This is a genomic window from Silvania hatchlandensis, assembly GCF_025564065.1.
Classification (GTDB): Bacteria; Pseudomonadota; Gammaproteobacteria; order Enterobacterales; family Enterobacteriaceae; genus Enterobacter; species Enterobacter hatchlandensis.
Genome location: NZ_JAMGZK010000045.1, coordinates 58,486 through 84,408, shown reverse-complemented (window position 1 = coordinate 84,408; position 25,923 = coordinate 58,486). Strand labels below are relative to the sequence as shown.

Sequence of the window (25,923 nt, the reverse complement as noted above, 5' to 3'; positions counted from 1 at the left end):
TTCAAGTGGCAATGTATTTAATTTTTTCAATGTATGCTGGTTTTATTTCATGTTTAAGGAAGACATGTTTTTAATTTCACAAATAAATTATCGGGAATGAAAATGAAATTTATGAAGCCTAAATATCTGGCGCTTTTTGTGGCGGCGGCGGTCAGCCCTGTATTTGCAGCCGTCCCAGGTGTGCCCTCATTGACCAGTGGCAATGATAAGTTTTCCATTGTTGAAGTGAGTCAATCAGCGCAGGACTATAACTCCCTGGTAACCGTTCACGATGGCGCAAATGTTAAAGTGGAGTGGAACGTCTGGAGCGGCGATGCACCGACGTCGGCGAAAGTGCTGCTGGATGGTAAAGAGGTCTGGTCTGGCGCGGGCGGCATGGCGGGTTCTGCAACCTTTAAGGTCAAGAAAGGCGGCCGTTACCAGGAGCAGGTACAGGTATGTAACAACAGCGGCTGTAGCACCAGCGCCAGCAAGTTAATCATTGTTGCGGATACGGATGGTAGCCACCTGCTGCCCCTGACCACCACGCTGCACGAGAATAACAAAGCCTTTGCTACGCATACCGATAAAGTGGTTGCGGCCTACTTCCCAGAGTGGGGTGTGTATGACCGTAACTTCAGCGTGGACAAAATCCCGGTTGCCAACCTCAACCACATCCTTTACGGCTTTATTCCAATCTGCGGCGGCGATGGTATCAACGACAGCGCCAAATCTACCGGTGCGCTGGAATCCCTGAAGCGTGCCTGCGCAGGTCGTCAGGATTACACCGTCGCTATCCATGACCCATGGGCTGCACTGCAAAAACCACAGCAGGGTGTGACCGGCTGGGACGAGCCGTACAAAGGCAACTACGGCCAGCTGATGGCGATGAAAAAAGCCAACCCGAACCTGAAAGTTCTGCCTTCCGTGGGCGGCTGGACCCTTTCCGATCCGTTCTATCATATGGACAACAAAGTCCTGCGTGACCGTTTCGTCGGTTCCGTTAAAGAGTTCCTGAAAACCTGGAAAGTATTCGATGGTGTTGATATCGACTGGGAATTCCCGGGCGGCGGCGGCGAGAATGCCACTCTGGGCAATCCGCAGACCGATAAAGCCACGTATACCGCACTGATGCGAGAACTGCGCGCCATGCTTAACGAGCTGTCCGCTGAAACCGGCCGGACTTACGAGCTGACCAGCGCAATCGGCTCGGGCGTCGATAAGATTGAAGACGCTGACTACACCACCGTACAGCAATATGTCGACCATATCTTCCTGATGAGCTATGACTACTACGGCGGATGGAGCAACACCGACCTGGGCCATCAGACGGCGCTGTACGGCGCTTCCTGGAAACCGGATACCAACTACACCACCGATAACGCGGTTAAAGCGATGCTCGCCCAGAATGTCCAGCCGGGCAAAATCGTCGTGGGCGCGGCAATGTATGGTCGCGGCTGGACTGGCGTCCATGGTTACACGGGCGACAATCCATTTACCGGTACTGCCACCGGCAAAATTCCTGGAACCTGGGAACCCGGGATCGTTGATTACCGCGCGATTGCCAACCAGATGAAAGGCAAGCCAGGCTGGGAGTACAAATACGACGCCGCAGCTGAAGCGCCTTATCTGTTCAACAAAACCACCGGTGAACTGCTGAGCTATGACGATGCACGTTCCGTTCATGCGAAAGGTAAGTATGTTCTGGACAAAAATCTGGGTGGTCTGTTCGCCTGGTCTATTGAAGCGGATAACGGCGACATTCTGAACGCGATGAACGAAAGCCTGTTGGGCAGCGGAACGCCTTCCGATGATGAGCCTGTTATCACCAACCATGCTCCGGTAGCGACGGCGTCTGACCAGGCTGTGACAGGTCCGGTTACCGTTATGCTGGATGGTTCTGCCTCTTCCGATCCGGATGGCGACGCCCTGACTTACCGGTGGACGCAGACGGCGGGTGCGACGGTGGCTCTCGCCAACAGCACTTCAGCCAAAGCGACCTTTAACGCACCGGCAGTATCCGCTAACCAGACACTGGCATTCCGTCTGACCGTGACCGATGCAAAAGGTCTTAGCAGCACCGCTGACGTACAGGTTGTGAATAAGGCGCCAAAAGCGAACCAGGCACCTGTTGTCAATCCGCTGGAGGCCGTCACTCTCGAGTCTGGTCAGACCCAGTCTCTGCACGTGCAGGCAAACGATCCGGATGGCGATGCGCTGACCTACAGCTGGAACGTACCGGCAAATATGAACGCGACCGGCACTGATACTGCCAACGTTCGTATTACCGCACCGGACGTGACTTCTGAGACAAGCTCAACCCTGAGCGTGACCGTCAGCGATGGCAAGACCAGCGTGCTGTCTAACGTCCAGGTGATTGTTACTCCGAAAGCGCCAGACGATGTTACGCCGCCTGATGAAGGCGACAGCAAGGGTAGCTGTGATGCACCAGTGGATGCTAACGCCAGCAAATATGCGGCGTGGGAAGCCAGCAAAGTCTACAACACTGGCGATACCGTCAGCTTCGACCACCTGGTCTGGAAAGCGAAGTACTGGACTCAGGGTAATCAGCCTGCCTTAGGTGAAGGCGCCTGGGAACTGGTCAGCAATGTGAAGTTCAACTGGCGTGCTGAGATGGTTTATAACGGCGGCGACACCACCACCTATGAAGGTTTTGTTTACCGTGCGAAATGGTGGACCCGTGGTGACAACCCAGCCCACAGCGATGTATGGGTGAAAGAGGGCGCAGCAACAGACTGTCAGTAATCTTCTTCATCGCGTATTGCGGGCGTGATATTCGCCCGCAATAACTGACCGTCAACCACTGCGGGGGCGGTCAGTGCTTTCAAATAGACAGGAGGGCAAGAAGAACAAGTAAATACCTGCATGGGTGAAGAAATGAAACGCTTTATTTTGCTGTTACTGTTATTAAGTCAAAGCGCATGGGCAAATTGTTGGGACAGGGCCGCACACAATTATCACATTGACCCGTATTTATTATTTTCAATTGCACAAGTTGAGTCCGGGCTTAATCCCTACGCGATAGGCCGTAACGACGATGGTTCACGCGATGTAGGTTTAATGCAGATTAATAGCTCCCACTTCCCTGAGCTGGCACGCAAAGGCATTGATGAGTACCGATTAATAACCCAGCCCTGCACCTCGATTATGGTGGGTGCATCAATCCTCGCCGACATGATCAAAGTGTATGGCTATAACTGGGAAGCGGTAGGCGCTTATAACGCTGGATTGAAAAAAGAAAACTCCCCGCAGCGCAGGTTATATGCCCGCAAAGTCTGGGTTAAATATCAGCACTATCAGCGGATGAAATATCAGTAACGAGATCCTTACTTTTTTTTGAAGCATACCAGGCTGGTGTGCTTCACAAAATAAAAAGGAAACATCGCCGGATTTATTTATTAAAGGATCAATATATAAATCGGGATGGAATTTGTTATATGGTTTACAACAGGAAAAATTGAGATGAATAAAAGGACATTACTGAGCGTTCTCATTGCTGCAGCATGCATGGCGCCCGTTATGGCGCAGGCAGCTATGTTGCAAGCGGACAGCACCGAACCTTACACCATGAAGGCCAGCGACCTTGCGAAGAAAGAGCAAGAGTTGACTAACTTCCCGCTGATGCAGTCGGTGAAGGCAACGATCCGCACCCTCGATAACAGTCAGGTTGAGCTAATTGAACCTGGCCGGGCGGCAAACCCTGCTAACGTGAAGCGTGTAGAAGGCATTGTTAAAGCCAGTGACTGGGAATATCTTTTCCCACTGCGCGCCAAGGACTACAGCTACAGCAACTTCCTGAAAGCCGTGGGTAAATTCCCGGCGCTGTGCGACACCTATAATGACGGTCGCAATAGTGAGTCTATCTGCCGTAAAGAACTGGCCACGATGTTTGCCCACTTCGCCCAGGAAACCGGGGGGCATGAAAGCTGGCGCCCTGAAGCGGAATGGCGTCAGGCGCTGGTTTACGTGCGTGAAATGGGCTGGACCGAAGGCCAGAAAGGCGGCTACAACGGCGAATGTAACCCGGATATCTGGCAGGGGCAGACCTGGCCGTGCGGTAAAGACAAAGACGGTGATTTCCTGAGCTACTTTGGTCGCGGTGCAAAACAGCTCTCTTACAACTATAACTACGGTCCGTTCTCGGAAGCGATGTTTGGCGATGTCCGCACGCTGCTGGATAAACCGGAACTGGTGGCTGACACCTGGCTGAACCTGGCGAGTGCGATCTTCTTCTTCGCCTACCCGCAACCGCCTAAGCCGAGCATGCTGCAGGTTATCGACGGTACCTGGCAGCCGAACGATCACGATAAAGCGAACGGACTGGTCCCGGGCTTTGGTGTAACCACCCAGATCATCAATGGTGGCGTCGAGTGCGGCGGCCCGACGGAAATCGCCCAGTCTCAGAACCGTATCAAGTACTACAAAGAGCTCGCCAACTACCTGAAGGTACCCGTTCCGGAAGATGAAGTACTGGGCTGCGCGAACATGAAGCAGTTCGATGAAGGCGGCGCTGGTGCACTGAAAATCTACTGGGAACAGGACTGGGGATGGAGCGCGGATACGCCAGACGGCAAAACTTACTCCTGCCAGCTGGTGGGCTACCAGACGCCGTTCAGCGCGTTCAAAGAAGGTGACTACACGAAGTGCGTGCAGAAGTTCTATAACGTCAACATCGTGAACGATGATGGTTCCAGCATCACCCCAACGGACGACACCACCCCACCGGACGACACCACGCCACCGGATGATGTCACACCGCCAGTCGCTAACCATGCGCCAGTTGCGCATATCGCGGGCCCGATCGGTGCAGTAGACGCTGGCGCGAAGGTTTCCCTGAGTGCGGAAGGCTCTACCGATGAAGACGGCAATAAACTGACCTACACCTGGCGTTCTCAGGATGGCCAGACTGTCAGCGGCGAAGATAAAGCGGTGGTGACTTTCGACGCGCCGGAAGCAGCTACAGCCAGGCAGTATGAATTAAGCCTGACCGTCAGCGATGGCGAGCTGAGCGACACCACCACTTACCTGCTGAACGTGAATGCGAAAGCGGCATCTCCGGACGAAGAGACGTCTGGCAGCTACCCTGCATGGAGCGCTACCAGCAAGTTTAACGCCGGTGACATCGTGAATAACCACGGCAAGCTGTTCCAGTGTAAACCGTTCCCGTACAGTGGATGGTGTAACAGTGCAGCGGCATACTATGAACCGGGCGTAGGCCTGGCATGGGCAGACGCCTGGACCGCGCTGTAAAAGCAAAACGGCAACCTTCGGGTTGCCGTTTTAGTTTGTTAGCGGTGTAACTTACCGTGATCCCGCAGCCAGGCGGCGGTGCGCTCAATGCCTTCATCCAGCGTCACCAGGGGTGTATAGCCGAGTTCACTCTCGGCGCGTCGCGTATCAAGGGTAAAATCAAAGTTCAGTTTCGACACCCCGTAGTGGGTCAGCGCGGGCTCTTTGGCCGCCTTGTTACCCAGCCTCTCCATGCTGCGGGCAATGATATCCAGCATCGGGTAGGGCACCGAGCGGATCCGGCAGTGAATGTTCAGCTCGTCAATCAGCTTCTGCACAATGCTGCGCAGCGAGCGCGGTTCGCCGTTGGTGATGTTGTACGCTCGTCCGGACGGCAGACTGTCGCACTGGCTCTGGCTGGCGAGCCACATGGCGTGAATGGCGTTATCGAAGTAGGTCATGTCCACCAGCGCATCACCCCCGCGCGGCAGCAGGACGCTGCCGTAGTGGTGCATCATCTGCGCCAGGCGCGGAATAAACACCTTATCGTGCGGGCCAAACAGGCTTTGCGGGCGCAGTACCGTAAAACGGGTATGCGGGTTCGACTGAGCCAGTAGATCGATAACCTCTTCGCTGGCGGCTTTGCTGCGGGCAAACTCGCAGGCGAAGCGCGTCGGGCGGAAGTCTTCCTGAATACCGCGATGGTGGTGGTAGTCAAAATAGAGCGACGGGGAGGAGATATGCACGAAGTGACGCACCCCCCAGGCTACGGCCCACTCGCCCAGACGGCGGGTGGCGCGCACGTTAGCCAGATCGAAGGCCTGCTGCGTCCCCCACGGAGAGGTAAAGCTGGAGCAGTGCCACAGGGTATCGATACCGGCCAGCATCACTTTTGCCTGCGAAGAGACCAGTTCCGTCAGGTCGGCATGGACAAATTCTGCGCCCATTTTTTGCAGCAAGGTGCCCATCGCTTCGTTGCGGCCGGTGGCCCGCACGCTGATGCCTTTATTGCGCAAAAACTCGACCGCGTTTCGGCCTAAGCCGCTGGTGGCGCCGGTAACCAGTACCTTCATATCGATCCACTGTGTAGAAAAGAATTTCGTGCGCATTCTTCCGTGAATTACGCCTGTATGCAATGGGAAACGTGAAAGATTCGGCGTTTTAATCAGACTTTTTCTGGGTACTGTTCTGCGCGTTGCGTAATACGCCGCGCCATCCCCCGGAAGATAAACAGGTGCGCCGGGATCATCAGCAGCCAGTAAAACAGCCCCGGCATGCCGTGGGGGTGCCACCATGCGCGCACGTCCAGCTCCCGATGCGTACCTTTGTCCTTCAGCGTAAAGCACAGCCGCCCGAGCCCGGGCGCTTTCATGCCAAACAGCATCGCCAGCTGCTTCTCCGGCTCGACGATAATCACCTTCCAGCTATCGACCGTATCGCCGGTTTGCAGCCAGGGCGCCGCCGGACGGCCTTTTGCCAGCTTATGCCCGACCAGCAGATCCATCATCGCCCGGGTCTGCCACAGGGCGTTGCCAAAGAAGTAGCCCTCTTTGCCGCCAATCTGATTCACCACCTGCCACAGGGCGCTCAGGCTGGCGGACGTTTTTACCGTACAGCCCGCCTGCTTCGGGTAATAGCCGTACTCTGGCCGCCAGCGGGCAAAGGCCTGGGCGTCGTAACCCCAGTCGCTGGAGTTCACCAGCTTCTCTTCTTCTTTTAGCGTGTTGCGGACCGCGTCGTCGAAGCGGATCAACTGCTGTGGGATCAGCGCCCGCAGCGCGCGATCGTCCGCCAGCAGGTCATGCTTCAGCCCCTGAATTAACGCTTTAGCGGTGGTCGGCGGCACCGAGGTGATGACGTTTAAAAACCACACCGAGATCCAACGGGTCGGGAAGGGGATGGGGATCAGCCAGCGGCGGCGTCCGCTCACCTGCATAAAGTGTTCGAACTGCTGCTGATAGCTCAGTACTTCGGGCCCGGCGGCCTCCAGCACCCGGTGCTCCGTGGCCGGATGGTCCAGCAGTTCCACCAGATAGTGAAGCAGGTTCTCCAGCGCAATCGGCGTGGTGCGGGATCGTACCCAGCGCGGCGGGGTCAGCACCGGCAGGTTATAGACCATATCGCGCATCACTTCGAAGGCGGCAGAGCCTGCGCCGACGATGATCCCGGCCCGCAACTCGGTCAGGGGAATACCGGCGCTGCGCAGCGTCTCGGCGGTCAGTTGGCGGGCGCGGAGATGGTCGGATTGTTCATGCTCGGGGGCCTGCAGGGAGCTGAGGAAAATCACCTGTTTAACCGGGGTCTCCAGCAGCACGTCGCGCACGTTCATCGCCACCTGGCGCTCGTGGGCAATAAAATCGCCCCCTTCGCCCATGCTGTGGACCAGATAATAGAGCGTCTCGACGCCCTCCAGCAGGGCAGCCAGATCCTGCGGCCAGTTGAGATCGATGGCATGGCAGGTGACGTTGGGCAGGTTCTGCTTCTGCAAGCGTTCAACGTTGCGTGCCGCCGCCCGTACATGATGCCCGCGCTGACTCAGCGCCGTCACCAGATGCTGACCGATATACCCGCTGGCACCCAGCACCAGAATACGTTGCGGCACGTTTAGCTCCTTAGCGCTGTAAAAATGCCTGCCAGTGGGCAACCACATCGGCAAGCTGGTCACGGTTGACGTCCAGATGCATCACCAGGCGCACCACCGGGGAGGCGTTGATCAGCACACCACGGGCCTGCATAAACTCGCCCAGCGCAGCGGCGTTGTCGTCGCCGACGCGGATAAACAGCATGTTGGTATCGTGACGCATCACATCGGCACCGATCTCGCGCAGCTGGGTAGCCATCCATGCGGCATTGTCGTGATCGTCTTTCAGACGGGCGACGTTGTTTTTCAGAGCATAAAGGCCCGCCGCAGCGAGGATCCCGGCCTGGCGCATGCCGCCGCCGGTCATTTTACGCCAGCGATTGGCGCGCTTGATGTAGTCGGCATCGCCCACCAGCAGGGAGCCGACCGGTGTACCCAGTCCCTTGGAGAGGCAGATGGTGAACGAGTCGCAGTACTGGGTAATCTCTTTCAGCTCGCAGCCATACTCCACCACGGCGTTAAAGATACGCGCGCCGTCGACGTGCAGTCCCAGCTTGCGCTCGCGGGTAAACTCCCACGCCGCTTTCAGGTACTCGCGCGGCAGCACTTTGCCGTTATGGGTATTTTCCAGACTCAGTAATTTAGTGCGGGCGAAGTGGATATCGTCGGCTTTGATTTTAGCGGCCACTTTGTCCAGCGGCAGAGAGCCGTCCGGGGCCGCATCGATAGGCTGGGGCTGAATACTGCCGAGCACCGCCGCGCCGCCGGCTTCGTACAGGTAGTTATGCGCCCCCTGGCCGACGATGTACTCTTCGCCGCGCTCGCAGTGGCTGAGCAGTGCCACCAGGTTGGCCTGAGTCCCGGTCGGCAGGAACAGCGCCGCCTCTTTGCCGCTCAGTTCGGCAGCATAGCGCTGGAGTTCATTAACGGTTGGGTCGTCGCCGTAAACGTCATCCCCGACCGGCGCGGCCATCATTTCATTGAGCATGGCCTGCGTCGGGCGGGTAACGGTATCGCTGCGTAAATCAATCATGGCATTTCCTTATTATTTTAAAGGCGATGCCGATTGTTTTACCTGAGCCAGTTGGTTTTTGCCAGTTCCAAAACTTCGTCACCGCGTCCGCTGATAATGGCGCGCAGCATATACAGGCTAAAACCCTTCGCCTGTTCGAGCTTGATCTGCGGCGGAATGGCTAATTCATCTTTGGCGACCACCACGTCCACCAGCACCGGGCCGTCGGTGGCAAAGGCCCGCTGCAGCGCGTCATCTACCTCGGACGCTTTCTCGACCCGAATGCCGGTGATGCCGCAGGCTTCGGCGATGCGGGCGAAGTTTGTGTCGTGCAGATCGGTGCCGTCGGTCAGGTAGCCCCCGGCCTTCATCTCCATCGCTACAAAGCCCAGCACGCTGTTATTGAAGACGATAATTTTGACAGGCAACTTCATCTGCACCACCGACAGGAAATCGCCCATCAGCATGCTGAAACCGCCGTCGCCGCACATCGCCACCACCTGCCTGTCCGGCGCGGTGGCTTTTGCCCCCAGCGCCTGCGGCATGGCATTGGCCATCGAACCGTGGTTGAACGAGCCGAGCAGGCGGCGCTTGCCGTTCATTTTCAGGTAGCGGGCGGCCCAGACGGTGGGGGTGCCCACGTCGCAGGTGAAGATGGCATCTTCGTCGGCGTAGTGGCTGATCTGCTGCGCCAGGTACTGCGGATGCAGGGCTTTGTCGCCCGGCTTCGCCAGGTCGTCCAGCCCTTTACGCGCATCGCGATAGTCGCTGAGCGCTTTATCGAGAAACTTACGCTCGGTTTTCTCCTCAAGCAGCGGTAGCAGGGCACTCAGCGTAGCCTTGATGTCGCCCACCAGCGCCATGTCCACTTTGCTGTGTGCGCCGATGCTGGCGGGGTTGATGTCGATCTGAATGATTTTGGCGTCAGAGGGGTAGAAGGCGCGATACGGGAATTGGGTGCCGAGCAGCACCAGCGTGTCGGCGTTCATCATGGTGTGGAACCCGGACGAGAAGCCGATCAGCCCGGTCATCCCCACATCAAAGGGGTTGTCGTATTCCACGTGCTCTTTGCCGCGCAGAGCGTGAACAATTGGCGCTTTCAGGGTGCTGGCAAATTCCAGCAGCTCCTCATGGGCTCCCGCACAGCCGCTGCCGCACAGCAGGGCGATATTGCTGGAGTAGCGCAGCAGCTGCGCCAGTTTCTTCAGCTCGGCGTGAGCAGGAATGACGACCGGCGGCGGGGCCGGGTACCAGTGGCTGCTGGCGCTTTCCGGTGCAGCCTGCAGGGCGACGTCGCCGGGCAGCACGATTACCGACACGCCGCGGTTCAGAATAGCGTTGCGCAGGGCCAGGGCCAGCACCTGCGGGATCTGCTCCGGCGTCGACACCAGCTCGCAATAGTGGCTGCATTCACGGAACAGCTCCTGAGGATGCGTCTCCTGAAAATAGCCGCTGCCAATTTCGCTCGACGGAATATGGGCCGCAATCGCCAGCACCGGGACGTGGTTGCGATGGCAGTCAAACAGGCCGTTAATCAGATGCAGGTTGCCCGGTCCGCAGGAGCCTGCGCAGACCGCCAGCTCGCCGGTTAACTGTGCTTCTGCCCCGGCGGCAAAGGCGGCGACCTCTTCATGGCGGGTGGGCATCCAGTCGATGGTGCCCATCCGGTTCAGGCTGTCGCTCAGGCCGTTGAGCGAATCGCCGGTCACCCCCCAGATCCGCTTTACACCGACCTGTTCAAGCATTTTCGCAATGTAGCTTGCCACGGTTTGTTTCATGGTTGTCCGTCTCCTGATTGTGATCACGCTAACAAGCTTAGATGAAACTCACCGCCATGCCCGGTAAAGGCGTCCCCCTCATTAATAGCTGCTTTCATTGAGCGACATTTCGTCATATTGTGGCGCGACACAGAATAAAAACAGGAATCAATTCAAATGGTTAAATCATTGTTAATCGCTGTTAATAAAACGCTAACACACGACGATTTCGGTAAGCTGTTGTTACGTCTGGCGGTAGGGGGATTGATGCTGTTTCATGGCATGCATAAAGCCATCGATGGGGTCGGTGGTATTGCCGGGATGCTGGCGGCGAAGGGGCTCCCGGGCTTTATTGCCTACGGGGTGCTGGTGGGGGAAGTGCTGGCCCCGATCCTGATTATCCTCGGTATTCTGACCCGTCCGTCGGCGCTGGTGCTGGCCCTTACCATGGTGGTGGCGTGGCTGATGGTCGGAACCGGTAAAACCTTCGCGCTGGATGCGGTAGGGGCCTGGGCAATTGAGAGCCTGGTCTACTTCTTCGTGGGCGCGCTGGCGGTGGCGTTCTTAGGGGCAGGTCGCTATTCAGTGGTGAGCGATCCGGCGTGGAAATAAAAAAATCCCCGACAGGATTGCGGGGATTTCAGTTCCAGGCCCGGTCAGCGTGACCGGGCTTTTTTATCAGGCCAGAACCAGATCGCCCTGCGGATGACAGGAGCACGCCAGCACGTAACCTTCGGCAATCTCGGCATCCGTCAGCGTCATGGTGCTGCTGACCGTATAGTTCCCGTCGACCACTTTCGTTTTGCAGCAACCGCACACGCCTGCACGACAGGCGGCGACTACAGGTACGTTATTGCTCTCCAGCGCGTCCAGCAGGGTGCTGCCGACGCGGCCAAAGAAGGTCTTCGCCGGCTGCAGCTTGGTGAACTTTAGCCCGCTGGTTGCCGCTTCCGCCACGGGCGTAAAGAACTGCTCTTTGAAGAAGCGGCTCACGCCCAGGGCTTTCACCTCTTCTTCAACGATGTCCATATAGGGTGCCGGACCACAGGTCATCACGGTGCGCGCGGCGATATCCGGCACGCGCTGCAGCAGGTCACGGTTCAGGCGACCGGGCACAAAGCCGTCGGTGGCGTTGTTTTCGGCCACCAGCGTGACCGGGTAGTGACGCCATTCGTCAGCAAAAATCACATCCTCTGGCGAACGCACGCTGAAGATCACTTCTACGTCGGCCTGCGGACGGTTTTTTGCCAGCCAGCGACGCATCGACATGACCGGCGTTACGCCGCAGCCGGCAGCCAGCAGCAGGAATTTATCCTCGGCTTTATCGTCACAGGTGAAATCACCCTGCGCGTCGGAGAGCCAGATGTAATCCCCACGCTTCACGTCACCGGTCAGCCACTGGGAGCCTGCCCCCTCATCAATGCGACGGATGGTCAGCGTAATGTATTCGCTGATGCCCGGCGTTGAAGAGATCGTGTACGCCCGCAGCGTCTCGGCTGAATTACGCACGCTGACCAGCGCATACTGCCCGGCACGGTAAGGATAATAGTCGTGGCACAGCAACGAAATTGTCCAGACATCCGGCGTTTCCTGATGGATGTGATGAACCTGCATCCGCCACGGGCACTGATGGGTTGGCATTGTCATTCTTAAACTCCTTACGCGCTCAGCAGTTGCTTCATGTCTTCTTCAACGGTGGTCACGGAACGCAGACCAAATTTGTCGTTGAGGATGGCCAGCAGATCCGGCGTAAAGAAGCCAGGTGCCGTTGGACCGGTGACGATGTTTTTCACGCCCAGCGACAGCAGGGTCAGCAGGATCACAATCGCTTTCTGTTCGAACCAGGAGAGCACCAGCGACAGCGGCAGGTCGTTCACGCCACAGCCCAGTTTCTCTGCCAGGGTGACCGCCAAAATGATGGCCGAGTAAGCGTCGTTACACTGACCGGCATCCACCAGACGCGGCAGGCCTTCGATATCGCCGAAATCGAGTTTGTTGAAACGGTATTTACCGCAGGCCAGGGTCAGGATCAGGCAGTCGTCCGGCACGCTGGTGGCGAAATCGGTGAAGTAGTTACGTTCGCCGCGTGCACCGTCACAGCCACCGATCAGGAAGATGTGACGCAGTTTTTCGCGGCTCACCAGGTCAATCAGGGAATCCGCCGCGCCCAGCAGAGTCTGACGGCCAAAACCCACGGTGATCAGGTGTGGGATTTCGCTGTACGGGAAGCCCGCCATCTGTTGTGCCTGCGCAATCACCGGCGCGAAGTCGTCGCCTTCAAGGTGGCTTACGTCCGGCCAGCCGACGATGCTGCGGGTCCAGATGCGGTCATCGTATGCGCCCACGGTAGGGTCGATGATGCAGTTAGAGGTCATCACGATTGGGCCAGGGAAGCGGGCAAACTCCACCTGCTGGTTCTGCCAGCCGCTGCCGTAGTTACCGATCAGGTGTTTGAATTTACGCAGCTCCGGGTAGCCGTGGGCTGGCAGCATTTCGCCGTGGGTATAGACGTTAACGCCGGTACCTTCGGTCTGAACCAGCAGGTTGTACAGGTCTTTCAGATCGTGGCCGGAGATCAGGATGCACTTACCTTCAGTGGCTTTCACGTTAACCTGGGTCGGGGTCGGGTGGCCGTATTTGGTGGTTTCACCGGCGTCCAGAATGCTCATCACTTTGAAGTTCATCTGGCCGATTTCCATGGAACACTCCAGCAGAGCGTTCATATCGGACGGCCAGGTGCCCAGCCACGCCATAATTTTGTGGTACTGCGCGTAGATGTCGTTGTCGTACTGATCCAGAACGTGGGCGTGCTCCATATAGGCCGCCGCACCTTTCAGACCGTACAGGCACAGCAGGCGCAGGCCAAGGATGTTCTCGCCAATCGCGGCTTTGTCTTTGTTCGGGGTAAAATCTGCTGCCTGACGTTGCAGGTCGCCCAGATCGTCGCTGACCAACTGCAGGTCGCCCATTGGGTTATCGACGGTGGCGTGAGCATCCATGTTCAGGGACTGTGCTTTAAGCGCTTCACGCAGAGCGATAGCTTCGCGCGCGTAGCCGACGATACGCGGGGAATCGAAGTTAACGTTAGTCAGGGTGGAGAAAAACGCGCGTGGCGCGAAATTGTCTACGTAGTGGTCGACAATGCCGTATTCACGGGCTTTTACCGCCCAGGCAGATAAACCCTGCAGGGAGGCGATCAGCAGATCCTGCAGATCGGAGGTTTCGGCGGTTTTACCGCACATCCCCTGCGCGTAAGAGCAGCCGTTGCCGACTGGGGTACGGATAGTTTGTTCACATTGCACACAAAACATAATCACACCTGTTAAAGTTATATTTTAGATACATGTTTAAGATTATGCTGGTGAAGAAAGGGAGGAAAGGTCTTTCTGCTACAAAATAGAGGGAGATTGATTTAGCGCAATTTTGGCGGTAGCAGGCTACCGCCAAAGCAGTATCAGGCCGAGAAGAACGCCATCATTACCGGAACCAGCAGGCTTAAAATAAAGCCGTGGACGATAGCGGCAGGCACCATTTCCAGCCCACCTGAACGCTGCAGCACCGGCAGGGTAAAGTCCATCGAGGTGGCCCCGCACAGGCCCAGCGCCGTGGAGCGGCTGCGGCGTACGAGGCCTGGGATCAGCATAATGGCGATCAGCTCGCGTCCCAGGTCATTAAAGAAGGCGGCGCTGCCAATCACCGGACCAAAGGATTCGGTTAACAGAATGCCGGACAGGGAATACCAGCCAAAACCGGAGGCCATCGCCAGCGCGGTATTGAGCGGCAGGTCGAGAATAAAGGCATTGATCACTCCGCCCACCATCGAGCTACCCACCACGACCACGGCGACCATCATTCCCCGACGGTTGAGCACGATCTGTTTTAAGGTCATGCCGTTATTGCGCAGCTGAATACCAATCAGGAACAGCAGGAAGATCAGGGTGTATTCGCTGGCCTCGGTGGCGTGCTGTAAAAAATCTAGCCCGCTGAGCCCCAGCAGAAAGCCAATCACCACCACGCCGCACAGTTTTAATGACTCCAGCGCCATTGCAATCCGTGAAGGTAATTTTTCCTGCTGGTGATAGTTACGCCACGGAATAGTGCGCTCCAGCCAGAACAGGGCCGCAATATTACACAGCAAAATAACCACAATTGTAATAATGGAATAATGCAGAATGGAGAGCAGATTGGCGGCCAGATTATCGAGGAAGGCGAGGCTGATCCCCATAAAGAACAGAATGACGTAGACAATCCAGCTCAGAAAACGGTTGATCAGTTTTAAAGCCGATACCTGGCGAAGAGGAATAAGATAGCCCACGACAAGCGGGATCAAGATGATTAAGAGTCCTGAAAACATGAACAACCGGGTCCTTTATATGAGTGGCGCAGAGACACTACCCAATTCAGGCTGTTCAGTAAAGGTGCAAAAAAATAAAGCCGGGCGGCGCTCACGCGTGCCCGGCCTGGAGTGAGTACGAACTATTTTGTCGGTTGGGTAAACTAAGCGTTATCCGACACCACGTCATTCGCACTGGCAGTCGATTTTTTTTCCAGCAGAGTGCGGTACAGCACGCCGCCAAGAATACCGCCCACAATTGGCATCACCCAGAACAGCCACAGCTGCTCCAGCGCCCAGCCACCCTGGAAAATAGCAACCGCGGTGCTGCGCGCCGGGTTAACCGAGGTGTTGGTAACCGGAATGCTGATCAAGTGGATGAGGGTCAGCGCCAGGCCAATGGCAATAGGGGCGAAACCGGCCGGGGCGTGTTTGTCGGTTGCGCCGTGGATCACCAGCAGGAAGCCCGCCGTCAGCACAATTTCAATCACGATAGCAGACAGCATCGAGAACCCGCCCGGGGAGTGTTCGCCAAAGCCATTCGACGCAAAGCCGCTGGCCGCCGCGTCAAAGCCGGCCTTACCGCTGGCAATCACGTACAGAATCGCGGCAGCGATAATGCCGCCGATCACCTGGGCGATGATATAGCCAATCACGTCTTTTGCCGGGAAACGCCCGCCCGCCCACAGGCCGAGGGTCACGGCCGGGTTGAAGTGCCCGCCGGAGATATGGCCCACGGCATAGGCCATAGTTAATACGGTTAAACCAAATGCCAGTGACACACCGACAAAGCCAATCCCTAATTCTGGAAAGCCTGCCGCCAGAACCGCGCTACCGCAGCCACCAAATACTAACCAGAACGTACCAAAACATTCAGCTGCTAACTTTCTGAACATAACCACCTCAATAAAATAGCGCTTACCTGCGCAAGAAACGTTTATCGCCAAAAAAAGGGCGACGATATTTGAAGCGTCACTATTCTAAAAATGCGGCACCTCCCTCACCAGCTAAATAAATAAGGTAAGTTTGATTTAGGGCAATGAGTTGCTGATCCCTTTATAAAAGCCAGCCGAAAAAGCATAGTGCATTTTCTCCAGCTTTGACATTTACCTGCTTTTAATTTTTTCAAGTCAAAACGTGTTGTTAAAATCTTAATTTTCGCGAGGGGTCGTTCACTATTCTAAAAGGCATCGTGTGTCGCATGCGCGTGCTGGCGTTATACTCCGGATAATTTAAAAGGAAAAAGTGGATCTCTCCCGGAGGGCACATGCTACTTGAACGTGTGGAAATCGTGGGGTTTCGCGGCATCAATCGTCTGTCGCTGATGCTCGAGCAAAACAACGTCCTGATTGGCGAAAACGCCTGGGGCAAGTCCAGCCTGCTGGATGCCCTGACTCTGCTGCTGTCGCCGGAATCTGACCTCTATCATTTTGTGCGCGACGACTTCTGGTTCCCACCCGGCGACGTGCTGGGGCGCGAACACCATCTGCATATCCTGTTGACCTTTTGCGAATCGGAGCCGGGTCGCCATCATGTCCGGCGCTTTCGCCCGCTCGCCGACTGCTGGGTGAAATGCCCGGACAACCACCACCGCGTTTTTTATCGCCTGGAGGGCTCGCTGGCCGATGATGACAGCGTCTTAACCTTGCGTGAGTTTCTCGACGCCCAGGGCAACCCGCTGCCACTTGACGAGATTGACGACCTGGCGCGCCATCTGGTGCGGCTGATGCCGGTCCTGCGATTGCGCGATGCCCGCTTTATGCGGCGGATCCGCAACGGCACGGTGCCACATATGCCTGACGTGGAGGTCACCGCCCGCGAGCTGGACTATCTGGCCCGCGAGCTGGTGGCCCGGCCGCAAAACTTGACCGACGGGCAGATCCGCCAGGGGCTGTCGGCGATGGTGCAGCTTCTGGAACACTACTTTTCCGAGCAGGGCACCTCACCGGTCCGTAATCGGCTGATGCGACGCCGATCGCACGACGAGCAGCGCAGCTGGCGCTATCTCGACATCATCAACCGGATGATCGACAGGCCCGGCGGCCGTTCGCACCGGGTGATCCTGCTGGGGCTGTTCTCCACCCTGCTGCAGGCGAAAGGAGCCGTCCGGCTGGACCGCGACGCCCGCCCGCTGCTGCTGGTGGAAGATCCCGAGACCCGCCTGCATCCCATCATGCTGTCGGTGGCATGGCACCTGCTTAACCTGCTGCCTCTGCAGCGCATCACCACCACCAACTCCGGGGAACTGCTGTCGTTAACCCCGGTTGAGCACGTCTGCAGGCTGGTGCGTGAATCGTCGCGCGTTACCGCATACCGCCTCGGGCCGGGGGGGATGAGCGCCGAAGATGGTCGGCGGATCGCTTTTCATATTCGCTTCAACCGCGCATCGTCGCTGTTTGCCCGCTGCTGGCTGCTGGTGGAAGGGGAGACCGAAACCTGGGTCATCAACGAACTGGCCCGCCAGTGTGGCCATCACTTCGACGCCGAGGGCATTAAGGTGATTGAGTTCGCCCAGTCTGGCTTAAAGCCGCTGGTGAAATTTGCCCGGCGGATGGGCATCGAGTGGCATGTGCTGGTGGACGGCGACGAGGCGGGCAAGAAATATGCTGCCACCGTGCGTGGGCTGCTTAACAATGATCGGGAAGAAGAGCGTGAACATCTGACGATGCTGCCCGCCATGGACATGGAACATTTCATGTACCGGCAGGGGTTTTCCGACGTGTTCCACCGGGTGGCGATGCTGCCGGAAAATATTCCGATGAACATCCGGCGGGTGATCACCAAAGCGATCCACCGCTCGTCTAAACCGGATCTGGCAATAGAGGTGGCCATGGAGGCCGGGCGCAGAGGGGTGGAATCTGTGCCCACCCTGCTGCGCAAAATGTTCTCCCGCGTGCTGTGGCTGGCGCGCGGCAGAGCGGATTAACGAAACAGCCCGGACATGTGCGCCGGGATCGCATCCAGCAGTTGATGACGGCGGCGATACTCCGCGCGTTTTTTGCTGGCGATCTCGGCCTCGCTTTTACGCGCGACGGTGCCGGGAATATGAAAATAGCCGTTGGCATCGCACTCGCCGCCGACGGTCTCCCAGAAGCCGCTGTAGTCGGCGTGGATCTTGTCCTTTTTATCGCGATAGCGCAGGCTGCGATAGATATGCGTTTCGTTGCTCACCGCCAGAATCTGCGTCACCTCGAAGCGGGCGGCAAACTGGCAAATCGCCTCCATCACCAGACGTTTCGGGAACAGCCCGTGACAGGCTTTGGTCGCCTTCTGGATCTCCTCATGCGGTAACTCGCGCTTGCCGCCCTGCAAACCGCCGATAAACAACGTCGGTTGATTCTGGTACTGGCAGAGCGTGAAGGTCATTTCCGCCAGCGTTTCACCCTCGTCGTTTCGCATCAGGATCGTGCTTTCCCCTTCTTTATCCAGGGTAATCATCATGGTGAGCTCGAGGGTGTACTGTTCGCCGTTTTTACCCTCCAGCTGAGCCAGCACCAGCCCGTTGCCCTGCAGATAGTCGCGCAGTTCTGCCGGTGTCAGCGTGGCGTACAGCCGGGCGTAGTGGTAGCGGATGGCCTCCAGCAGCTGCTTACGGTCGAGATTGACGGCCAGATAGGGGCGATGCAGGCGCACGGGCAGGCGCGGCTGGCGGGTCAACAGCTCAACCAGATCCGGAAAATGTGCCAGTGCGTTCATCCATTCCAGGCTTAAGCGGGGCATCAGCAATGAGCGCAGCAGGAACTTAAGCCGGAAGCTGCGGCGGTGCCAGAACTGACCCGGACGCCATTTACCGCTAAACAGATTGAAGAACAATCCCAGACGGGTCATGGAGCGAGACGGGGCAAAAGTGTGTTCGGTAAGCTGCGACATGGTGAAACCATCCAGTAGAATTGATGTATTTATTTCACCATCCGTATACTTAACCAAATATCAATAAGTCTGATACTCTCATCACCTTTCAAATTTTGTTTAACCGCTGTTGAAGTTATCCTTCTCATTTTGATGGATCACACGAAGGACTCAGGATCGCTATGAATATCAGGAGAAAGCTTAAAAAACGGTACGTGATAGCCGCGCTTATCATTATCGTTGCGCTGATTACCGCCTGGAGAACGCTTAACGCGCCGGTGCCGCACTATACGACGCTGATTGTCCGTCCGGGCGAGCTGCAGCAGAACGTGCTGGCGACCGGCAAGCTGGATGCGCTACGTAAAGTTGACGTGGGCGCGCAGGTGAGCGGGCAGCTGAAAACGCTGTCGGTAGAGATCGGCGATAAGGTCAAAAAAGGACAGCTGCTGGGGGTGATTGATCCGGAGCAGGCTGAAAACCAGATCAAAGAGGTCGAAGCGACCCTGATGGAGCTGCGTGCGCAGCGCAGCCAGGCCGATGCTGAACGCAAGCTGGCGCAGGTGACGCTGAATCGTCAACGCCAGCTGGCCACCACCCAGGCGATTTCGCAGCAGGAACTGGACACCGCCGCGACCGAACTGGCGGTGAAACAGGCGCAGATTGGCACCATTGATGCGCAGATCAAACGCAATCAGGCCACGCTGGATAGCGCCAAAACCAACTTCGATTACACCCGCATTGTGGCCCCGATGGGCGGAGAAGTGACGCAAATCACTACCCTGCAGGGCCAGACGGTGATTGCTGCCCAGCAGGCGCCAAACATTCTGACCCTGGCGGACATGAGCACCATGCTGGTGAAGGCCCAGGTGTCCGAGGCGGACGTTATCCACCTTAAGCCGGGGCAAAAAGCCTGGTTTACGGTGTTGGGCGATCCGCAGACCCGCTACGAAGGTGTGCTGAAAGACATTCTGCCGACGCCGGAGAAGGTCAACGACGCCATTTTTTACCATGCCCGTTTTGAAGTGCCTAACCCGCAAGGGGTGCTGCGCCTTGAGATGACCGCACAGGTGCATATTCAGCTGACCGGGGTGAAGAACGTGCTGACCATTCCGCTGGCGGCGCTGGGCGAGTCGGCAGGTGACAACCGCTATAAAGTGAAAGTGCTGCGTAACGGGGAGACCCGCGAGCGTGAAGTCAGTCTCGGCGCACGCAACGACACCGACGTGGTGGTGGTGAAAGGGCTGGAAGGGGGTGAAGAAGTCGTCATTAGCGAGACCCTGCCAGGGGCGGCGCAATGACCGCACTGCTTGAGCTGAATGACATTCGCCGCAGCTATCCCTCCGGGGATGGGCCGGTGGAGGTACTGAAAGGCATCACCCTGCGGGTGGAAGCGGGGGAGATGGTGGCGATTATCGGTGCCTCGGGTTCCGGTAAATCGACGCTGATGAATATCCTCGGCTGCCTGGATAAACCCACCAGCGGCACCTATCGCGTGGCCGGAACCGATATCGCCACGCTGGATGGCGACGCGCTGGCGAAATTGCGCCGGGAGCACTTCGGCTTTATCTTCCAGCGCTACCATCTGCTGTCGCATCTTAGCGCCGTGCAAAACGTGGAAGTGCCTGCAGTTTATGCGGGCGTGGAGCGCAAAAAACGCCTTGAGCGGGCCCAGGCGCTGTTAACCCGGCTGGGGCTGGGCGAGCGGGTGGATTATCAGCCCTCGCAGCTGTCTGGTGGGCAGCAGCAGCGGGTGAGTATCGCCCGTGCGCTAATGAACGGCGGGCAGGTGATCCTGGCCGATGAACCGACCGGGGCGCTGGACAGCCACTCCGGGGAGGAGGTGATGGCGATCCTCCACCAGCTGCGGGATCAGGGGCATACGGTGATCATCGTGACCCACGATCCGCAGGTCGCGGCGCAGGCCGGGCGGATCGTCGAGATCCACGACGGCGAGTTAGTCAGCAATCCCCCGCCCAATAGCAATGGCTCCCGGCGACAGGAAGTGGCCCTGCCGCCTCCATCCGGCTGGCGACAGTTTGCCAGCAGCTTTCGCGAGGCGCTGACCATGGCGTGGCTGGCGATGGCCGCCAATAAGATGCGTACTTTGCTGACGATGCTCGGGATCATCATCGGCATCGCTTCGGTGGTGTCGATTGTGGTGGTGGGCGATGCCGCTAAACAGCTGGTGTTGGCAGACATTCGCGCCATCGGCACCAATACCATCGACGTCTATCCAGGCAAAGATTTTGGCGATGACGAGCCGCAGTATCAACAAGCGCTGAAATATGACGATCTCGCCGCCATCCAGAAGCAGCCGTGGGTTAACTCCGCCACGCCTGCGGTGTCCCAGAGCCTGCGGCTGCGCTACGGGAACATTGACGTAGCGGCCAGCGCCAACGGCGTCAGCGGTGACTATTTTAACGTCTACGGCATGACCTTCAGCGAAGGGACCACCTTTAACGCCGAGCAGCTCTCGGGCAGGGCGCAGGTGGTGGTGCTGGACGCCAACTCCCGGCGGCAGCTGTTCCCTAACAAAGCCAGCGTGGTGGGAGAGATTATCCTGGTAGGCAATATGCCTGCGACGGTGATTGGGGTGGCGCAAGAGAAGCAGTCGATGTTTGGTAGCAGCAAAATTTTGCGCGTCTGGCTGCCGTATTCCACCATTTCCGGGCGCATTATGGGCCAGTCGTGGCTCAACTCGATCACCGTGCGGGTGAAAGAGGGTTACGACAGCACGCTGGCGGAACAGCAGCTTGAACGGATGCTGCTGCTGCGCCACGGCAAGAAAGATTTCTTCACCTGGAACATGGACGGTCTCTTGAAAACGGCTGAAAAGACCACACGTACTTTACAGCTCTTTCTCACGCTGGTGGCGATCATCTCCCTGCTGGTGGGGGGCATTGGGGTGATGAATATCATGCTGGTGTCGGTGACTGAGCGCACGCGTGAAATCGGTATCCGGATGGCGGTCGGTGCCCGGGCCAGCGATGTGCTGCAACAATTTTTGATCGAAGCGGTGCTGGTTTGTCTGGTGGGCGGCGCGCTGGGAATTTCGCTGTCACTGATGATCGCTTTTACGCTGCAGCTGTTTTTACCCGGCTGGGAAATTGGCTTCTCGCCGATGGCGTTACTGACCGCGTTCCTCTGTTCAACCTTTACCGGGGTGCTATTCGGCTGGCTACCGGCGCGTAATGCAGCGCGACTGGATCCGGTGGACGCGTTGGCCCGGGAGTAAGTTTTTTGTCGGACAAGACGCAAATAAAAATGCCAGCCGATCGGGCTGGCATTTTGAGTGCGGGGTGTACACAATAAAACAGAGAGCTACGCCACCGCTTCTGCTTCGACAGGCACAATGACGCTGGCATGATTGCCTTTCGGCCCCAGGTGTACATCGAACCGGACGGCCTGCCCGGCTTTTAACGTTCTGTAACCATCCATCTGAATGGTTGAGTAATGGGCGAATATGTCTTCGCCACCGCCTTCAGGGCAAATGAAACCAAACCCTTTGGCGTTGTTGAACCACTTAACAGTACCCGTTTCCATGCTTCGACATCCTTCGAAATCTTATTAGTAAGATGTATTGAACCGGTGGTGGAGCGGGGGCTGGTTAAAACCTCGCCAACTCACGCCTGTACAATTTAGATAAACCAAAGAGATCGTCAAGCATTTGCCGGGGTTATGGGGTGAAAAATGAATCAAAATTTGAAGCAGTTAACGCTATTGACGGGTATTGTGACAGATATCGCGGATGGCAATAATAGATGTGAGTTATCTGACATCTGAGGTAGATTCAAGGTATGTATAGCCTTCGGCCTGCGTCAGAACACGTGACCGGAGACCATAAAACGATGATGACGACTGACAATGGGTAAGACGAACGACTGGCTGGATTTTGACAAGTTGGCGGAAGATAAAGTGCGCGACGCGCTAAAACCGCCATCTATGTATAAAGTTATGTTAATGAACGATGATTACACGCCGATGGAATTTGTTATTGACGTGCTACAAAAGTTCTTTTCTTATGATGTAGAACGTGCAACGCAACTGATGCTTACGGTTCACTATCATGGCAAAGCGATCTGCGGCGTGTTTACGGCAGAAGTCGCCGAAACCAAAGTGGCGATGGTGAACGAGTACGCGAGGGAGAATGAGCATCCGTTGCTGTGTACGCTGGAAAAAGCCTGAATAAGGCAATGAAAATTGGGGGAGGTGCCTATGCTCAATCAAGAACTGGAACTCAGTTTAAACATGGCTTTCGCCAGAGCGCGTGAGCACCGACATGAATTTATGACGGTCGAGCACTTGCTGCTTGCACTGCTTAGCAATCCATCCGCCCGTGAAGCGCTGGAAGCGTGCTCCGTGGATCTGGTCGCACTGCGCCAGGAGCTCGAAGCCTTCATCGAACAAACCACACCGGTGCTGCCCGTCAGCGAAGAGGAGCGCGACACGCAGCCGACGCTCAGCTTCCAGCGCGTTCTGCAGCGCGCGGTATTCCACGTCCAGTCCTCCGGACGTAGCGAAGTTACCGGCGCCAACGTGCTGGTTGCCATCTTCAGCGAGCAGGAGTCGCAGGCTGCGTATCTTCTGCGTAAGCACGAAGTCAGCCGCCTCGACGTGGTGAACTTCATCTCTCATGGAACGCGCAAAGACGAGCCGAATCAGGCATCGGATTCCAGCAATCAGGTTAACAGCGAAGAGCAAGCAGGCGGGGAGGAACGTATGGAAAACTTCACCACCAATCTTAACCAGCTTGCTCGCGTTGGCGGTATCGACCCGCTGATCGGCCGCGATAAAGAGCTGGAACGAGCAATTCAGGTCCTGTGCCGTCGTCGCAAGAACAACCCGCTGCTGGTGGGGGAGTCGGGCGTGGGTAAAACCGCCATCGCCGAAGGGCTGGCCTGGCGTATCGTGCAGGGCGACGTACCGGAAGTGATCGCCGATTGCACTATTTACTCGCTCGATATTGGCTCTCTGCTGGCCGGAACCAAGTACCGCGGTGATTTTGAAAAACGTTTCAAAGCGCTGCTCAAGCAGCTGGAGCAGGATACCAGCAGCATCCTGTTTATTGATGAAATCCATACCATCATTGGTGCCGGTGCGGCATCGGGTGGCCAGGTGGATGCGGCTAACCTGATAAAACCGCTGCTCTCCAGCGGCAAGATTCGTGTGATGGGCTCGACCACCTATCAGGAGTTCAGCAACATTTTCGAAAAAGACCGTGCTCTGGCGCGTCGCTTCCAGAAAATCGACATCACTGAGCCTTCTGTTGAAGAGACTGTACAGATAATCAACGGCCTGAAACCGAAGTACGAAGCGCACCACGACGTGCGTTATACCGCGAAAGCGGTGCGTGCGGCGGTGGAGCTGGCGGTGAAATATATCAACGACCGTCATCTACCGGATAAAGCGATTGATGTGATCGACGAAGCGGGTGCGCGTGCGCGTCTGATGCCGGTCAGCAAGCGGAAGAAAACGGTTAACGTGGCGGATATCGAATCCGTAGTCGCACGCATCGCGCGTATCCCTGAGAAGAGCGTTTCTCAGAGCGACCGCGACACGCTGAAAAACCTCAGCGATCGTCTGAAAATGCTGGTCTTTGGGCAGGGTAAAGCCATTGAGGCGTTAACCGAAGCCATTAAGATGGCCCGCGCCGGACTGGGGCACGACCATAAGCCAGTGGGTTCTTTCCTGTTCGCCGGTCCGACCGGGGTAGGGAAAACCGAGGTCACGGTTCAGCTCTCCAAAGCGCTGGGCATTGAGCTGCTTCGTTTTGATATGTCCGAGTATATGGAGCGTCACACCGTCAGTCGTCTGATCGGTGCGCCTCCGGGATATGTGGGCTTTGACCAGGGCGGCCTGCTTACCGATGCGGTGATTAAGCATCCGCACGCGGTTCTGCTGCTCGATGAAATCGAGAAAGCGCACCCGGACGTCTTTAACCTGCTGCTGCAGGTCATGGACAACGGCACGCTGACCGACAACAACGGGCGCAAGGCGGACTTCCGCAACGTGGTGATGGTGATGACCACCAACGCCGGGGTGCGTGAAACCGAGCGTAAATCCATTGGCCTGATCCACCAGGATAACAGCACCGATGCGATGGAAGAGATCAAGAAGGTCTTTACGCCGGAGTTCCGTAACCGTCTGGACAATATTATCTGGTTCGATCACCTGTCGACCGAGGTGATCCATCAGGTGGTGGACAAGTTCATCGTCGAGCTGCAGGTTCAGCTGGATCAGAAAGGCGTGTCGCTGGAAGTCAGTCAGGAGGCGCGCGACTGGCTGGCCGAGAAAGGCTACGACCGTGCAATGGGTGCCCGTCCAATGGCGCGTGTGATTCAGGACAACCTGAAGAAACCGCTGGCCAACGAGCTGCTGTTTGGCTCACTGGTGGACGGCGGCCAGGTGACGGTGGCGCTGGACCAGGAGAAGGGCGAGCTGACGTACGATTTCCAGAGTGCGCAGAAGCATAAGCCGGAAGCGGCACACTAAGATTTTGTACTGATGATAAAAACCGGGCGAAAGCCCGGTTTTTTTATGCCTGAATAAAATCAGCAAGTTGTGGGGATCCCATTGCCATGGCTACATCAAACTTTGCGAGGCGCTATCCAGAATTGAAACAAGATTATTGCTGGATAAAACCACAGTAATAAAATGGCGGCGCACCTGCAAAATCAGGTGTCAGGATTGGCGTCCTGAGAGTGTGCACAATGAAAATTACCCGTGCATAAAGGATGATTTATGCTTAATGAAAATACTATTTCCCAACTATACAGCGAACTCGAACTCAACACCCCCGATCTCGCCACCCTCGCAGCGCGCTGCAACCTGCTGACTGAAATCCTGGTGGATTGCGACTCGCTACCGCAAACGCAGCCCATCGCTCGCTGCCTTGCCGCTTATCTTGAGGCATTCAACGCTGAGCTCGAAAAATCGATGACTGATTTTCGCGTGCTTGATGACGATGAGTTACAACCTGCGCAGAGAAAAGAGTGGCTGCTGGACAGCACCGAAACCCAGTGCGACTACTGCCGCGCGCTAAACCATGTCCTGCTGGTGTCGCATTTCGATCGCGATCAGCTCCCGCATCTCACCGGGCTGCTACACGATATTACACATAGCATGCTGGCAGATATGACGGTGGTGAGCATTCACTGATGCC

20 protein-coding genes are annotated in these 25,923 nt (G+C 56.8%); 10 read left to right on the top strand and 10 right to left on the bottom strand.

Going from position 1 to position 25,923, the window contains the following annotated elements:
* The first annotated feature begins 102 nt into the window (after positions 1-102).
* The 3 genes from M8014_RS08590 to M8014_RS08580 all read left to right on the top strand — a co-directional run bounded on the left by M8014_RS08590 (position 103) and on the right by M8014_RS08580 (position 5,250).
* Complete coding sequence (locus M8014_RS08590) at positions 103-2,745, top strand: glycosyl hydrolase family 18 protein (RefSeq protein WP_271282101.1); 2,643 nt, start codon at positions 103-105, stop codon at positions 2,743-2,745.
* A gap of 132 nt (positions 2,746-2,877) precedes the next feature.
* Positions 2,878-3,318: a type III secretion system invasion protein IagB gene (gene iagB, locus M8014_RS08585; protein WP_271282175.1), complete on the top strand. Its 441-nt coding sequence runs from the start codon at positions 2,878-2,880 to the stop codon at positions 3,316-3,318.
* Positions 3,319-3,462: 144 nt separating this feature from the next.
* The gene (locus M8014_RS08580; RefSeq protein ID WP_271282100.1) at positions 3,463-5,250 is read left to right on the top strand and encodes a glycoside hydrolase family 19 protein; all 1,788 of its coding nucleotides are present in this window, start codon (positions 3,463-3,465) and stop codon (positions 5,248-5,250) included.
* 38 nt (positions 5,251-5,288) lie between these two features.
* Here M8014_RS08580 and M8014_RS08575 read toward each other — a convergent pair whose 3' ends face one another.
* The 4 genes from M8014_RS08575 to poxB form a co-directional block, all read right to left on the bottom strand.
* Positions 5,289-6,302 carry an NAD-dependent epimerase/dehydratase family protein gene (locus tag M8014_RS08575; protein WP_271282099.1) on the bottom strand — a complete coding sequence of 338 codons (1,014 nt, stop codon included), beginning with the start codon at positions 6,300-6,302 and terminating at the stop codon, positions 5,289-5,291.
* Between the two features lie 92 nt (positions 6,303-6,394).
* Positions 6,395-7,831: a DUF2867 domain-containing protein gene (locus M8014_RS08570; RefSeq protein ID WP_271282098.1), complete on the bottom strand. Its 1,437-nt coding sequence runs from the start codon at positions 7,829-7,831 to the stop codon at positions 6,395-6,397.
* 10 nt (positions 7,832-7,841) lie between these two features.
* Positions 7,842-8,843: a low-specificity L-threonine aldolase gene (gene ltaE, locus M8014_RS08565; protein ID WP_271282097.1), complete on the bottom strand. Its 1,002-nt coding sequence runs from the start codon at positions 8,841-8,843 to the stop codon at positions 7,842-7,844.
* 38 nt (positions 8,844-8,881) lie between these two features.
* Positions 8,882-10,600, bottom strand: a complete 1,719-nt coding sequence (gene poxB, locus M8014_RS08560) for a ubiquinone-dependent pyruvate dehydrogenase (RefSeq protein WP_271282096.1) — start codon at positions 10,598-10,600, stop codon at positions 8,882-8,884.
* A 156-nt stretch (positions 10,601-10,756) separates the two neighbouring features.
* On the opposite strand from poxB, the gene M8014_RS08555 reads away from it, so the two are divergent.
* Positions 10,757-11,191, top strand: coding sequence for a DoxX family protein (locus tag M8014_RS08555; protein WP_271282095.1), 435 nt, complete (start codon positions 10,757-10,759; stop codon positions 11,189-11,191).
* Between the two features lie 66 nt (positions 11,192-11,257).
* On the opposite strand, the gene hcr is transcribed toward M8014_RS08555, so the two are convergent.
* The 4 genes from hcr to aqpZ form a co-directional block, all read right to left on the bottom strand.
* Positions 11,258-12,226 (bottom strand): NADH oxidoreductase, encoded by a 969-nt coding sequence (gene hcr / locus M8014_RS08550; RefSeq protein WP_271282094.1) that lies wholly within the window; start codon positions 12,224-12,226, stop codon positions 11,258-11,260.
* 11 nt (positions 12,227-12,237) lie between these two features.
* Entirely contained in the window at positions 12,238-13,890 is a 1,653-nt protein-coding gene (gene hcp, locus M8014_RS08545; RefSeq protein WP_271282093.1) for a hydroxylamine reductase, read from the bottom strand.
* Between the two features lie 143 nt (positions 13,891-14,033).
* Positions 14,034-14,933 carry a LysO family transporter gene (locus M8014_RS08540; RefSeq protein WP_271282092.1) on the bottom strand — a complete coding sequence of 300 codons (900 nt, stop codon included), beginning with the start codon at positions 14,931-14,933 and terminating at the stop codon, positions 14,034-14,036.
* 143 nt (positions 14,934-15,076) lie between these two features.
* Positions 15,077-15,808 (bottom strand): aquaporin Z, encoded by a 732-nt coding sequence (aqpZ, locus tag M8014_RS08535; protein WP_271282091.1) that lies wholly within the window; start codon positions 15,806-15,808, stop codon positions 15,077-15,079.
* Between the two features lie 371 nt (positions 15,809-16,179).
* Here aqpZ and M8014_RS08530 point away from each other — a divergent pair, with 371 nt between their 5' ends.
* Positions 16,180-17,838: an ATP-dependent endonuclease gene (locus tag M8014_RS08530; protein ID WP_271282090.1), complete on the top strand. Its 1,659-nt coding sequence runs from the start codon at positions 16,180-16,182 to the stop codon at positions 17,836-17,838.
* Here the strand turns inward: M8014_RS08530 and M8014_RS08525 are convergent.
* Positions 17,835-18,782, bottom strand: coding sequence for a VirK/YbjX family protein (locus tag M8014_RS08525; RefSeq protein ID WP_271282089.1), 948 nt, complete (start codon positions 18,780-18,782; stop codon positions 17,835-17,837). The two genes, M8014_RS08530 and M8014_RS08525, sit on opposite strands and share 4 nt — an antisense overlap.
* Before the next feature lie 161 nt (positions 18,783-18,943).
* Between M8014_RS08525 and macA the strand changes: the two genes are divergently transcribed.
* The gene (gene macA / locus M8014_RS08520; RefSeq protein ID WP_271282088.1) at positions 18,944-20,059 is read left to right on the top strand and encodes a macrolide transporter subunit MacA; all 1,116 of its coding nucleotides are present in this window, start codon (positions 18,944-18,946) and stop codon (positions 20,057-20,059) included.
* A complete protein-coding gene (gene macB / locus M8014_RS08515; RefSeq protein ID WP_271282087.1) occupies positions 20,056-21,996 on the top strand; it encodes a macrolide ABC transporter ATP-binding protein/permease MacB in 1,941 nt (646 codons plus the stop codon). The genes macA and macB overlap by 4 nt, the downstream gene beginning before the upstream one ends.
* A gap of 86 nt (positions 21,997-22,082) precedes the next feature.
* Here macB and cspD read toward each other — a convergent pair whose 3' ends face one another.
* The gene (cspD, locus tag M8014_RS08510) at positions 22,083-22,304 is read right to left on the bottom strand and encodes a cold shock-like protein CspD (RefSeq protein WP_271282086.1); all 222 of its coding nucleotides are present in this window, start codon (positions 22,302-22,304) and stop codon (positions 22,083-22,085) included.
* A 321-nt stretch (positions 22,305-22,625) separates the two neighbouring features.
* Here cspD and clpS point away from each other — a divergent pair, with 321 nt between their 5' ends.
* The 3 genes from clpS to M8014_RS08495 all read left to right on the top strand — a co-directional run bounded on the left by clpS (position 22,626) and on the right by M8014_RS08495 (position 25,919).
* Positions 22,626-22,946 carry an ATP-dependent Clp protease adapter ClpS gene (gene clpS, locus M8014_RS08505; protein ID WP_271269399.1) on the top strand — a complete coding sequence of 107 codons (321 nt, stop codon included), beginning with the start codon at positions 22,626-22,628 and terminating at the stop codon, positions 22,944-22,946.
* Positions 22,947-22,976: 30 nt separating this feature from the next.
* Positions 22,977-25,253, top strand: a complete 2,277-nt coding sequence (gene clpA / locus M8014_RS08500) for an ATP-dependent Clp protease ATP-binding subunit ClpA (protein WP_271282085.1) — start codon at positions 22,977-22,979, stop codon at positions 25,251-25,253.
* Positions 25,254-25,502: 249 nt separating this feature from the next.
* Positions 25,503-25,919 (top strand): hypothetical protein, encoded by a 417-nt coding sequence (locus M8014_RS08495; RefSeq protein ID WP_271282084.1) that lies wholly within the window; start codon positions 25,503-25,505, stop codon positions 25,917-25,919.
* The last annotated feature ends 4 nt before the right edge of the window (positions 25,920-25,923 follow it).